The 12,818-nt window shown below is 55.7% G+C and carries 12 protein-coding genes; 5 read left to right on the top strand and 7 right to left on the bottom strand.

The features are described from left to right. Positions 1–26 precede the first annotated feature (26 nt). Positions 27–1,616: a L,D-transpeptidase family protein gene (locus tag SVU69_03090; protein ID MDY6941984.1), complete on the top strand. Its 1,590-nt coding sequence runs from the start codon at positions 27–29 to the stop codon at positions 1,614–1,616. Between the two features lie 10 nt (positions 1,617–1,626). Here the strand turns inward: SVU69_03090 and SVU69_03085 are convergent, their stop codons facing one another. After that, on the bottom strand, positions 1,627–2,193 hold the full coding sequence (locus SVU69_03085; protein MDY6941983.1) for a DUF882 domain-containing protein: 567 nt from the start codon (positions 2,191–2,193) through the stop codon (positions 1,627–1,629). An 861-nt stretch (positions 2,194–3,054) separates the two neighbouring features. Between SVU69_03085 and SVU69_03080 the strand changes: the two genes are divergently transcribed. Together SVU69_03080 and SVU69_03075 are read left to right on the top strand one after the other, a co-directional pair. Then, complete coding sequence (locus SVU69_03080) at positions 3,055–4,677, top strand: class I adenylate-forming enzyme family protein (GenBank protein ID MDY6941982.1); 1,623 nt, start codon at positions 3,055–3,057, stop codon at positions 4,675–4,677. Positions 4,678–5,058: 381 nt separating this feature from the next. Further along, positions 5,059–5,508: a YtoQ family protein gene (locus SVU69_03075; GenBank protein MDY6941981.1), complete on the top strand. Its 450-nt coding sequence runs from the start codon at positions 5,059–5,061 to the stop codon at positions 5,506–5,508. A gap of 143 nt (positions 5,509–5,651) precedes the next feature. Here the strand turns inward: SVU69_03075 and SVU69_03070 are convergent, their stop codons facing one another. Then, the gene (locus tag SVU69_03070) at positions 5,652–6,476 is read right to left on the bottom strand and encodes a methane monooxygenase/ammonia monooxygenase subunit C (GenBank protein MDY6941980.1); all 825 of its coding nucleotides are present in this window, start codon (positions 6,474–6,476) and stop codon (positions 5,652–5,654) included. Positions 6,477–6,934: 458 nt separating this feature from the next. Here SVU69_03070 and SVU69_03065 point away from each other — a divergent pair, with 458 nt between their 5' ends. Continuing rightward, entirely contained in the window at positions 6,935–7,318 is a 384-nt protein-coding gene (locus tag SVU69_03065) for a hypothetical protein (protein ID MDY6941979.1), read from the top strand. A 68-nt stretch (positions 7,319–7,386) separates the two neighbouring features. Here SVU69_03065 and ftnA read toward each other — a convergent pair whose 3' ends face one another. The 4 genes from ftnA to SVU69_03045 all read right to left on the bottom strand — a co-directional run bounded on the left by ftnA (position 7,387) and on the right by SVU69_03045 (position 10,851). Beyond that, complete coding sequence (ftnA, locus tag SVU69_03060) at positions 7,387–7,914, bottom strand: non-heme ferritin (GenBank protein MDY6941978.1); 528 nt, start codon at positions 7,912–7,914, stop codon at positions 7,387–7,389. Positions 7,915–8,164: 250 nt separating this feature from the next. After that, positions 8,165–8,395, bottom strand: a complete 231-nt coding sequence (locus SVU69_03055; GenBank protein ID MDY6941977.1) for a hypothetical protein — start codon at positions 8,393–8,395, stop codon at positions 8,165–8,167. A gap of 15 nt (positions 8,396–8,410) precedes the next feature. After that, positions 8,411–10,624, bottom strand: coding sequence for a ferrous iron transport protein B (gene feoB, locus SVU69_03050; GenBank protein MDY6941976.1), 2,214 nt, complete (start codon positions 10,622–10,624; stop codon positions 8,411–8,413). Further along, positions 10,621–10,851 carry a FeoA family protein gene (locus SVU69_03045; protein MDY6941975.1) on the bottom strand — a complete coding sequence of 77 codons (231 nt, stop codon included), beginning with the start codon at positions 10,849–10,851 and terminating at the stop codon, positions 10,621–10,623. Before SVU69_03045 ends, feoB begins: the two co-directional genes overlap by 4 nt. 493 nt (positions 10,852–11,344) lie before the next feature. Between SVU69_03045 and SVU69_03040 the strand changes: the two genes are divergently transcribed. Next, entirely contained in the window at positions 11,345–12,235 is an 891-nt protein-coding gene (locus tag SVU69_03040; GenBank protein ID MDY6941974.1) for a formylglycine-generating enzyme family protein, read from the top strand. A 117-nt stretch (positions 12,236–12,352) separates the two neighbouring features. Here the strand turns inward: SVU69_03040 and SVU69_03035 are convergent, their stop codons facing one another. Next, complete coding sequence (locus SVU69_03035) at positions 12,353–12,640, bottom strand: ferritin-like domain-containing protein (protein MDY6941973.1); 288 nt, start codon at positions 12,638–12,640, stop codon at positions 12,353–12,355. Positions 12,641–12,818: the final 178 nt, after the last annotated feature.

Below are 12,818 nucleotides of genomic sequence, written 5' to 3'. Positions count from 1 at the left end.
CTTTACTAATTCAGTTTGGCGTTCTCGTGCTTTGTGCTTCCGCGGTGGCGCGTGTCGTGGCCTCGGAAATGCAACCACCGCCGTCAGCCGTGACACGACCCTGCAATGGTCAATCCGACCGAGGCAGCGGGTTGCAGTGTCCGGAGCAGGTCGGCCGGGCTTACGCTGGACGTCACGGCACGATTTGGTTGCGGGAGGGTAATCTCAGCGACGCGGCCACCAGATTCCTGGAGTTACTCACCCAAGCACCCGATCATGGGCTACGCTCCTCGGATTACCACCTTCAGACGATCGACGCGTTGCGCCGGGAAGATGCGGCGGATCGATTCGAGCGCGACAAAGCCTTGGACGTTTTACTGACCGATGCGTTTTTTCTTTATTTGTCGCACTTGGCTGATGGTCGATTGAATCCAGCGGAGATCGAGCCGGACTGGAAAAGCTATCGAGACCCCGTCGACTATATCGCTTTGTTGGAAACTGCCTCGCGATACCCTGACGGGGTAGATCAGGCGATGGACGCAGTACTGCCTGTTCATCCGGGCTACGATCGTTTGCGGCGCGCATTGCGCGTGTTTCGCGAGGCCACCGCTGCGCGGATTCCGTGGGACCCTATTCCCCGGGGGCCGTCCCTTCGGGTCGGCGATGACGATCAGCGGGTGGTCGCCGTGCGCAGCCGGTTGTTTCAGACTCGCGACCTGGATTCTTCCGAGGCGCGCGGTGAGCCTTCGGTTTTCGATGATGATCTCGAGCAGGCTGTCAAACGGTTCCAGCGTCGTCATGGCTTGGTCGACGATGGTGTGGTGGGCAAGCGCACAATCGTGGAAATGAACTACACGCCCCAGCAGCGCATGGCGCAGTTGATGGTGAATTTGGAGCGTTGGCGTTGGGCCCCCCGAGATCCGGGCGAACGCTACATCCTCGTCAATACGCCGGCGTTCGAACTCCAAGTCATGGAGCAGTGGCGCGAGGTGTTGTCGATGCCGGTGGTGGTGGGAAAAGACTATCGCCGAACACCGGTTTTCCGATCAGAGATTACCTATATCGTGACGAATCCGCGCTGGCATATCCCTCGGAGAATCGCCATTGAGGATATTTTGCCGCGAGTGTGGGTGGATCCCGACTATCTGACGGACCGAAATATCGGTGTCTATCTGACCCTGGGCGGAAAAACCGTCCGTATGGACCCGAAAGATGTGGATTGGCTGTCCCTACATGAGAACAATTTTCCCTACCGTCTAGTACAGGAGCCCGGGCCGACCAATCCGTTGGGCAAAGTAAAGTTTATGTTTCCCAATGCCTATGATGTCTATCTGCACGATTCACCGGAGCGCTGGCTGTTTAACTACGCGGTGCGGGACTTCAGCTCGGGATGCGTTCGGCTCAGCGATGCGCAGGCGTTGCTAAGCTATCTGGTGCAATGCGAAGGCGACTGCGATTTGGACGCGGTAACTCGAGCCCAGCGCGAAAACAAAGAGCGCCGCGTCAATATGAAAAAACCTATACCGATCTATCTGGACTACCGCACCGCTTGGGTCGATGCCGATGGGGATGTGCACTTCCGACCGGATCTTTACGGGCGCGACGAGCGGTTGGTCAGGGTGTTAGAGCCCTCGTAAACCGTCGGTATTACCAGCTTCGTACCGGGCCGGTATCGAGGTGAATAAAGCCTGATTTCGGGTAATATCCGACTCCGCCGGCCCCGATTTGGAGGGCCGCTTGGCGGACATCGCGAAGCGGAATTTTCGGCATCCGCACGTCCACGGCCATGCCGCGCATATGATAGCTTTTCTTGGCAACGCCGCCGCCGCTGCGGCGAAGCATCTCATTGGTATGGGGCGACCTATAACCGGAAATGATCTCGAATTCCGGCGTGGCGTCGAGTCGGGCTGACAATAAATAAAGCGTATCGATCAGGCCCGCATCGATGGGATGAATATCACCGGTGCGAAAATCACGCAATACGTGGTTAATAGACTCCAGCGCCGAGTGGATGTGTTTGCCGTCGGCCCAGTACGTTTCGCGCAAACGCTCTCCGGTGTGGAGGTTTCGGATGGCGATTTGGCGCTCTGGTCGGGTCGTTTTGGCGAGCAGTTGGCCCGGAGTCAGTGTGGCACCGCCAATAGCCGTAGCCGTTAGCATGAGAAAGCGGCGGCGATTGATCCGCGAGATTTCGGTTCGGTCTTGTCGAGTCATGATAGTTGGGCCTGTATCGTGCCGGAGTTTGCTATCGATTGGCAAGTGGCGATCGTTATTTGCTGATGCGTGCGCAAGTCGTTTCGCGTGTTCCCTCTATAGTTGTTTCGGCAGCCGAGCAAAAAATCTAAACCGGCTGCGCTGGCTTGCCAGTCTCTCCTTGTGGCCAGAATTTTCCGGCATGGATTTGGTGTTAATTGATCGGGCATAATTGAACAGTCGTTTAACGACTGTCGGCGTAAGCTAGAAAGACCACGCGAGGCAGTTTTGGTTCCGTTTCTCATAGTCTTTTCAGCCATCATCCATGGCCGCCTGGGATGAGAACAGCGCAGAGAAGTCGCGTTAAACCTGCATGGCGTCGAGTTGGCCTGACTATCACTATGCGTGTAACTCCAGCGGTTTCTCGGGCGGCCGGTGGAGCGGTCCCGGCGAAGACGAATGAGGCACAGCGCAGCAATGACAAGCACCGCTTCCTCAGGGCCGTGGTGGATCGCTCGCTGTGCCATCGGAGTTTAAACACCTACGCCTGCAATCGCGCTGGCAGGCATCGCGTGTCGTGTTTTTCGATGGCCGCGAGCGCTTCGATGTCATGTACACCGGCACGACTGAACACGGGCTTGGTGCTGGGAACCGTCAATGAGACGATCAGCCTCTGGTGGCGGGAGAAGGGTGATTGGTCCATTCTGGTTATGCGGGTTTTGGCAGGGTTTCCGTAAGTGTTTTGTGGGCTTTCACGGTGCTTCACCATATATAAAGACCTTTGAGCCTCGGGTCGGGAAAACTACGATCCGGTGCGTGCTGGCGATTTCGACTTTTAATTACAAATAGCTGAAAAATTGAGACTAAACGGAGGAGACAAGAATGGCAGTAGTGGATTTGCTCGCCAATACGGTGAGTGAAAAGCCGGATAAATTGGCAGTTGTCGCAAATGACGGCGAAGTAACTTTTGAGGGATTAGATCTCGCGTCGTCCCGTATCGCCGCGATTCTGCATCAGGCCGGGGTTGCTCGGGGCGACAAAGTGGCCATGGTGATGGGTAACGACCAGGCGGTGCTGTTCAACGCCGCGTACTTCGGGATCCACAAGCTGGGTGCGGTGCCGGTTCCCATTAACGTCCGTTGGGCTCGGCCGGAAAAGTATTACGTATTGGAGCACAGCGACGCCGTGGCCATGGTGGCGGGACCGGAACACTTGGAGCATCTGATCCCGTTGGCGAAAGGCGAGTCGGTTGATATTGAAGGCCGTCCGGGCACCTTCAAACTCAAACACTTTTTCGTTACTGGCACCGAGGCGGCGCCGGGATTTTCGGCTCTAGGGGATGTATTGACGTCCGGTTCCACCGATTTCCCCGCTTTGGATCCGGCGCCCACAACGGAAGACCCCGCTGATTTGCTCTACACCTCCGGCACCACGGGCATGCCCAAGGGCGTGCTGGTGCCCGAAGGGAACTTGGCGGACCAGCCGGGGCGGGAGAATCTCGGCAAAATGCTTGGCGCATTGTTTGGGGAGAGTTTGCTTCACTCGGTGCCGTTGTTTGGGTTTACCGGTGCACATGGGCTCATGTTGATGAGCGTTCGAGCAGGGATCACGCAGTTGGTGTTGCCCAAGTTCGATCCCGAGCAATTGCTCGCGTCCATCGACCGTTACAAAGCGACGTCGGTGATGGCGGTGCCGACCATGCTGAACCTGGCGATGAAGCACCCGAAGTTGAAGGACTATGACTACAGTTCGCTGAAGTTTGTGTTTTTCGGCGCGGCGCCGATTCAGCCGGATACGGTTCGAAAGATGATGGAGGTGTGGCCCAGGGCCATGATGCTCAATGGCTACGGGCTGACCGAAGGCGGAGCCAATGCCGCTTGTATGTTGGGGCCGAACCCCCGTGACATATTGAATCATCCCGGTTCCGTCGGCCGCCCAATTGGCTGCGAAGTGGTGATTGTGGACGAAGACAATAACCCGGTACCGCAAGGAGAGGTGGGGGAAATTTGCTTCCGTTCCGACGTCGCTCGGCGACGCTACTACAAAGGGGACGATAAAACGCGAGAGCTGTGGAAAGGCGATTTCTTACATACGGGCGATGTGGGCTATGTCGGGGACGACGGTTATGTTTACCTGACCGACCGCAAGAAAGACATGATCTTGCGGGGTGGATACAACATTTTCGCGATCGAGATCGAACGGGTGCTATTGGAAATACCGGAAGTGCTCGAAGCGGCAGCCATTGGCGTGCCACACCCCGATCTGGGGGAGGATATTTTGGCGGTAGTGGTCCCCAAGCCGGGATTTCAGCCCGGCGAAGGACACCTGACACCAGAGAAAATCAACGCCTTCTGTCGGGAGCACCTTGCGGACTACAAGTGCCCTCGTCACATCGTCTACGTTGACGAGCTGCCGAAAAACGCCATGTCGAAGATTCTGAAACCAGACCTTAGGGAACGTTTCAATTCTTATATCATGGACTTGAAAGCGGCGGAGGTGAGTTGACCAATCGCCAATTCGGAAAGGGGTGACGGCTCAGCCGCCGTCCCTTTCGCGTCAAATGTCGGGGTTTCTGCAAGGCGCTGCGTTCTCGTCCGCTAGATCGTTTTCCGCACTCTGCCTTGCGGCGCGTAATCAGCTTTGGCGGTATTGACCGCGATGGCGTTTCGGTTTGGTCAGTGCAGAAACCAAAGCGTGCCGTTCGATGGCCGCAATTCCGAATCGTTGAGCAGATTTTGATTGAACCGAGCGACGGAAATCTCCTGTGTTTCTTTGACGCAGGAGCTGCCCCATTTCTTGGTCCGGCGGTGACCATCGCTGAATCTTCGATTGAGGATTGATACCCTGTGTCTTTGCTTTCGACTTGGCCAAGAATGAGGGTTAGCTGTGGATCGAAAATGGAACGTGTACCTATCCGGTGAAATTCACACCGATTGGCGGGAGCAGATTATCCACGGTTCGGCCGAACGCGGGCTCAGTATCGTTTTTTGTAGCCCGGTAACGGACCACGAGTCTAGCGATCTATGCGGCGTCCGTATCTTGGGGGATGAAGAAAAGCGGTTCTGGGAAGACAGGAAGGGCGCTGGTATCAACGCCATTCGAACGCGGACGCTCATACATGAGGCGGATGTCGTCGTCGTGCGGTTTGGTGTCGAGTACAAGCAGTGGAATGCCGCGTTCGACGCCGGCTATGCCGCCGCCCTAACCAAGCCTCTGATTACGCTGCATGACGAGGTCCACGATCATGCACTCAAGGAGGTGGACGCGGCGGCTTACGCAACCGCCCGGAGTCCTGAGCAAGTCGTTGAAATTTTGACCTATGTATTGAAGGGTTAGCCTCACCACGCTTGAGTGAAGACGCTTTAAGAGAACGTAGTTCAATCGTATACACGCCCCGCATGAAAAAGCCGCCGAACCCATAAGTTCGGCGGCTTTTTGACTAAGCCCTGTCTAACCAGTCTGGTCTGACTTGGCTAAAATTAAGCGGCCATTTGCTCCTGATCGGGATCGATGGCAGTCAACTCGCGGACCCTGTATAGGATCTGCATGACGAATCCACCGATCGCGAACAGTGCCCAACCGAGGACCACAAAGCCCCAGTGGATCGGTGCAGCGAACAGTTCTTCCGCGTAGAAGAACGTGTGACCCCATTCGTTAAAGCCCAAGTTCGGCATAATCAGGATCGGGCCGGCAATCAGTATCGACAACGGGATCGACACCCGATTAACGAAGTAGGGTAGGCGGGTATGGACCCAGACGAAGCCTAATACGGCGGCTACCAGACCGGCCGGAATGACAAAGTAGAACAGGCCAATATGGGTTGGCGTGAAGTCAGTGTCACGAATGGTGACTTGATGCCACGCCGCGTCGGCTTCGACGAAAATCCCCAAGCCTGCAACCAGCAACACGCTGCCGATTGCGGCGAACGAGAGAATCAGATAATAGATTTTCAACTCGTGGGCCGGTGTCATAGCTTCCGGATTCTTCGGACGCGTGAACCACAGTAACGGAACCCCTACGGCGCCGAGCAGCGTGATCACGGTCATTTGGATCCAGAACAGGCTCATCCAGTAGGTCTGGAACTCGGGTTCAAAGTAATCGAGTCCGACCGTGAACGAATAGGCTTCTTGATACCAGCGGTAGACACCAAAAATCGCGACTACCAGGGTTGTTCCTACGATCGCGAACAACCACGGCACACGTGGTGCCTCGTTTTCATCTTGAACTAAACCCAATGCGGCGCCAATGCGGGCGAAAAAACCCAGCTTGGCAGTCCCCGTTTGGGATTCTAATATTGTACTCATTGCGCTCCTCCCAAAACACACTCCTTATTTCACTTAGGCGATATCGGCTTTCCTGCGCGAATCTTTAATACGCCTGTCACTGATCATAACCCCATCCTGAACGGTCGGTCAATTGAGTTGTCGGCTTTTTTTGCGTGAACTTTATGGACAAGACAGTATGGTCATGAGCGTGTCTTTTGAATCGAATAACGCAAGCTTACGTAGTGGTTCTAGTAGGTTTGGCTTTGGGGACTGGAGTGGTTTGTAGTGCGGTAAGGATGGGTTCAGGCCTTCCGGTCAGGGTGGATTTCGGAATGCCGTGTTTGTGGTCAGTCCAGACGGATCGACGGAGGAAGGGCGGTACCTTCACTGCATTGGTTTAACGAATAGTGTGTTATTTTATGATGCGGGTAGTGGGCGCACGCAGATGCGTTCAGCGCCTTTGACAACGTCATTTTTTACGATCGGAAACTATTGGAATGAGTCAATCGGCCAATCATTCATTGGCGCTTTCCGTCATCTTGGCGGCAGCGATACTCGGCGGCTTCTTCGGCTTGCAGTTGCATCAATACCTCGATGTGGCATGTAATATGCGGGGGGAGTGTTATGGCCGGACAGACTGGGTCTATGTTGCCAGCCTGATTCCCATTCACGTGATCACCGTTGGTATGGTTTCGGCCTGGCTGCTGTTATTCTCGTTGTTTGTTTTATTCGCGTTTCCGCTCGAGTTCGTTCAAAAACTGTCGTTGCTAAAGAATGCAGATCGTTCCGTCGTTCGGCGGACCGCGGCTCTACTGTTCTTTACTGCGGTGGCCACACTGGTAGCGATGATTCTATTGGGGGCTTGGTTTGCCACAATTTGACAGCCGCGCGGGCGACGGACGATAGATGATCCAGTCACCCGAACCGCGGCAGAGCGGCAGCATTGGGACTATGCGGACGGAGTTTCGGTCTGTGGCGGTGCTTCGCCGAGAGCGAATTTGCCGATTTCTTTATCGATAAAGAATAGGCCGTTACCTTCTAAGCCGATAATCTCGATCTTGTCGAGCACAGATTTGAACAGCCGCTCTTCTTCGTGCTGCTCAGCGACATACCACTGCAGGAAATTGAAGGTGGAAAAATCGCCTTCGTCATGGGCGGTTTTCGCCAATTCATTGATTTTCTTAGTAATTAATACTTCGTGTTCAAAGGTCTTGTGAAAAACCTCAGCGACTGAGGAGAATTCACTGGGTGGTTCATCTACTTGCCCGATCTTGGCTAAGCCGCCGGTTTCATTGACATAAATGAATAGCCGGCGCATGTGGCCCATTTCTTCGTCAGCGTGGTTTCGAAGGAAGGTCGCACATCCCTCCAGTCCCTTGTACTCGCACCATGCGCTCATCTGTAAGTAGAGATTCGAGGAATAAAACTCGAGATTAATCTGCTGGTTAAGGCAATTTAGCATGTTTTCGCTGAGCATGAAGTCACTCCCGGTTATTGTCCGTGATTCGCGGTTTTCGAAGTTTCCATCGCCCTCCGGGGGAGCCCGCGCTTTCTCCGCGGCGGATCATTTGTTCATCATCGGTGGGTGGGCCGAATGGGACGCGGCCCGCATAACAGCGGTGTATAACCATAAGTTTCCCCCGATGGGGGTTAAAAGCCAAGTCCCAAAGGTCCAACACGCCAACACCCGCTAGTTGGCTGGAGCAATTGTGTGTGGATTCAATCTCTTAATCGAGATTTTCTTGCGGCGGGCGAAGTTTGGGTTCGCGTTTCGGCAGAAAGTGGATTTCCTGCGCCGCAGGGGGATGGCTGCCACAATCGACTCGGTGGCAAGCACCACAGCCGCTGGGTTGCTTGGATGGATGTGACCACCCACGGCCAAATCGCCGCCAGAGGAAAAACGCGACGACGACGGCGACGAGCGTTAACGCCAGCAGTTCCTGCGTGTGTGTTGTCACTGTTCTCCCCCTGTCTTAAGAAAGCGCCTGTCCCAGTTGAACGCAAACCAAAGCGCCCAGATAGCCAAGCGTGGTCATGTATGTCCACGCAAAAACCGGCCAACGCCAGGAGTTGGTCTCGCGGCGGATGGTTGCCACAGTGGCGGCACATTGAAGACAAAAAGCGTAAAAGACCATCAAGCCCAATGCCACCGGTAGGGTGAATACGAGGGTTCCGTCGGGCCAAGTGGCGCTCCTGATGCGGTCACGCAAGCCTTCGTCTTCCGCTTCGACGTCACCGCCGACTGCATACGTGGTGCCGAGCACGGCGACCACGACCTCACGTGCGGGGAAGGAAGCGACCACGGCAGCTGACAATTTCCAATCCCAGCCTAGTGGATGGAATATCGGGGCCAGGGTTTTGCCAATGCGGCCGAGGTAGCTCTGTTCCATTTGGGCGGCAGCGAGTTCGTTCTCCAGCTGAACCAGTCGCGCCGACTTGGATTCGGCCGCGATTTCCAATGCTTCGACTTCTGCCTGACGCTGCGCGAATTGTTCCTCGATGACCTCAGCGCGGGGAAAATAGGCCAACGCCCATACCACCAAGGTCACCACGAATATCACCGATCCCGCTCGTACCAGAAAAGCCCGGCCACGTTCCATGAGTCTCAACAAAACCGAGCGGAGGTTGGGTATTCGATACGGCGGCAGTTCCATCAGAAAAGTTGGCGTTGGACCCCGCAGGAGCGTTCGCTTCAGTAAAAATGCAGTGGTCACGCCACCGGCAATGCCTAGAAGATACAATCCCAACAACACCAGCCCTTGTAGGTTAATCAGCCCGAATACGAAGCGTTCTTGGGGGACAAACGCCGCGATGAGGAGGGCGTAGACTGGTAGACGGGCTGAGCACGTCATAAAAGGGGCAGCCAGAATCGTGGCGATTCGATCGCGGGTATCGGGAATGACACGTGTTCCCATGATGCCGGGTACCGCGCAGGCGAAACTGGAAAGCATGGGCAGAAACGAGTGCCCGGATAGGCCGCACCAACGCATGAGGCGGTCCATCAAAAAGGCCGCGCGAGCCATGTAGCCGGTATCTTCCAGCAAGATAATAAACGCAAATAAAATAAGGATTTGCGGCAGAAAAATCACCACGCTGCCGACACCGGAAATGACACCGTCGGTCACCAGGCTTGCCAATGCGCCTTCGGGCAGGACGGTTCCGGCGGCATGACTCGCTATCGCGGTGGCGGCGTCGATGAGATCCATCAGCGGGGTCGCCCACGAGAACACGGCTTGAAAAACCGCGCCCATAACGGCGACAAACAACAGCGTACCTACCAAGGGTTGGCTGACGACCCGGTCGATATGGTCCGACCAGGTGACTTTGTCTTCGCCGCGAATTTCGACGTCGCGAAGATACTCCGCTATTCGCTGATAACGTTTCCGGGCGTCCAGGGCGGCGAGTGATTGATCCCCGGCCAACTCGTGCCGAGCCTGGATCAGCCGATCGGTAAGATTCGCCCCGAACTGCTCGACTAAGTGCTTTTCCGCGAAGCCACCCTCGTCGATCAGGGCCCGTTCGACTTCGTATGCGGAGACATTATCGCCCGCGCCGGCCAATGTTCGGGCGATTTCACGGGCTGTCGTTTTTAGTTCCGGCACACAGGGTTCAGCAACCGGCGAGGGCGTTTGAATCGCTTCGCTCAGCGCATGTTTGAGCTCGTTTAGCCCTTCCCCGCGACTGGCGACCATGGGAACGACATGCGTACCCAAGCGGCGAGCCAATTCGTCGCTGTGGACTTGGATATCCTTGGCGTTGGCGACGTCGCACATATTCAACGCGACGACGACAGGCACGCCAAGTTCCATGACCTGGGTTGCCAAAAACAAGTTTCGGCTGAGGTTGGACGCATCGACGACGACCAATACGGCTTTCGGGCGGGGAAGATCGGCGATACGTCCGAGTAAAACCTCAACGGCGATTAATTCATCCGGTGAATGGGCGGCGAGCGAATAGGTACCCGGTAAGTCGACGAGGAGGAATCGGCCCTGATCCGTGATGAGTTCGCCCGTTCGGCGTTCCACGGTGACGCCCGGGTAGTTGGCAACCTTTTGCCGGAGCCCAGTTAGGGCATTAAATAGCGTGCTTTTACCCGTATTCGGGTTACCAATGACGGCGATGACCGCCGGATTTTCCGGCACGTGTCCGGTTGTAGGCTGCTTGGATGGGTCGACGGCTTGACTCATCGGACGAGTTGAACCAGTACTTGCGATGCTTCCTTGCGACGTAGCGATAAAGAGTAATTCATGACGCGAAATTCGATCGGATCCCCGCCCGGAGCGGATCGTAGAGCACGAATTTCGCCGCCCTCGATGAGGCCCAATTGCATCAAACGTTGAGCCATGCCGTTGCAGCCGGATTCGAAACCGCACACCACGGCGCGCTGACCGGGCCGAAGTTCGGCCAACGTCATCGCTTGTAGGCAGGTATTTGCCGAATTTCGGCGTGTAAAAGGCGTCCACCATCGGGTACGCCGCCGTTGCAAGAGCGTAGACACGTCAACACCTGTATGGCTGTTTTGTTGTTTACCCAGCGCAAGCCGCCATCATCGGCCCGGCGATACGGATGCCCGCCGGATAGCCTGAAATGAAATGGCGCTCTCTGATGAGCGCGGGCGCCGATGAAACTCACTCGCAGTGACTGATCACATTCGGTGAATTCACTGCCGAGTCTTATTGTAAACGATTCTCATTATTTTTGCGCCGATGTCAATTGATATAGATCAGCTCGAAGGTTGGTGGTGATGCGGGGTCGTTTTCCTGACGTCAGCGTCTTGTGGGGAGGGTCATTTGTCGTCGACAATTTGGTTATATCACTGCGTTTCGCGTTGACGGTCGCCCACCTCGCGCGGTTTATGCGAAGCGATCTTGTAACCTGTCGTCGCTAGGAGCAGGGGAACTCCCGCTATGCGCAGACACCGTGTAGTTTTTATTTTAGTGGTAGTTGTCGGCCTGGTTGTATTTACCGTGCCCGTTGCCTTTCGCAACAATTTTCTTCCGAACATGGAGCAGGAAGATGATTCCAACCTTTCGACACAGCGTTTTAACGGTGCAGAAAGTGAGTCATCAAGGTGGTCTGTGGCGAGTCCGTCCTTGCCGGAGATGGTCATCATCCAAGGCGGCGTCTATTTAATGGGTGGTGCAGATCCCACAATTCGGCGGGAACGGCCGCAGCGCACGGTTCACGTATCTGCTTTCGCGATCAGTCGCTACGAGGTGACTTTTTCCCAGTATGACGCTTTCGCTCGCGCGACCAACCGTGCGTTGCCGGGCGATCCACGGGGTTGGGGGCGGGGGCAGTACCCCATCGTCAACGTCAGCTGGGACGACGCCAAAGCCTATACGGAATGGCTCAGTGAACATACCGGGGACCACTATCGCTTGCCTACGGAAGCCGAATGGGAATATGCCGCTCGCTCGGATAGCACAACCGCATATTCGTGGGGCGCCGACGCGGGACGAAACAATGCGGTGTGCGTTGGTTGCGGAAGCCGTTGGGATGGTCGCTCACCGGCGCCGGTGGGCAGCTTTTTTGCCAACGCCTTCGGTTTGTTCGATATGCATGGCAACGTCTGGGAGTGGACAGAAGACTGCTGGAACGACAATCTTTTCGGGGTGAAAGAGAACGGTGCTGCACGTTACGATGGGGATTGTCGCTACCGAGTGATTCGCGGTGGCTCCTGGAATCACCCGGCTCACCTGATGCGTTCAGCCACTCGAAGCCGTGAAAGATCTTTTCGCGCAAACCTGGTCATTGGTTTTCGGGTCGTTCGTCAAGCCGCTGACTCGCGTCGTTGAGATAACCGAACGGTATGTCGCCGGGGCCGATACGGCAGCTGTAAGCCGCGGCCAGACGCCGAGAATTTTAGCGGTGTTTCGACATCCAGCCGCTGGGGCGCAGTGCACTTGGCGCCGTTAGTCGTGGGCGACGACCTTGTTGGTGAACAGGTAATCTTTGAGTTCCTTGTCGAGCGTCGGATCTCGCCGCCGAATCCACTCGAGAACCATGGCGGCGTGCTCTTTTTCTTCGTCCCGGTTATGTGCCAGGATGGCTTTCAGTTCCGGGTCTTTGCAGGCATCCATCCGTTGGTTGTACCAATCGACCGCTTCCAATTCTTCCATCAGCGAAACAATGGCGCGGTGCATGTCTTTCGTGTCATCCGAGAGCTCTTCGAACGGTTCGTGGTAACCTTCGCTTGCCACTATGATTCTCCGGTTTTTAAAGTGAGTGGAGCGCCATACGCGGGGCGCGGCATCTATGCTAGATCCCGGGCCATGCCTAAATCAATGGGGCCCTTTGCGGCTCCGGAAAACCTTGCGGTCAATCACGAGTTGAAACGGTGGTTGATCGTCTCGTTGCAGGCGAATCGTCCCCATATGA

The sequence above is a fragment of the Pseudomonadota bacterium genome (assembly GCA_034189865.1).
Lineage (GTDB): Bacteria > Pseudomonadota > Gammaproteobacteria > UBA5335 > UBA5335 > JAXHTV01.
This window is presented reverse-complemented; position numbering and strand designations above follow the sequence as displayed.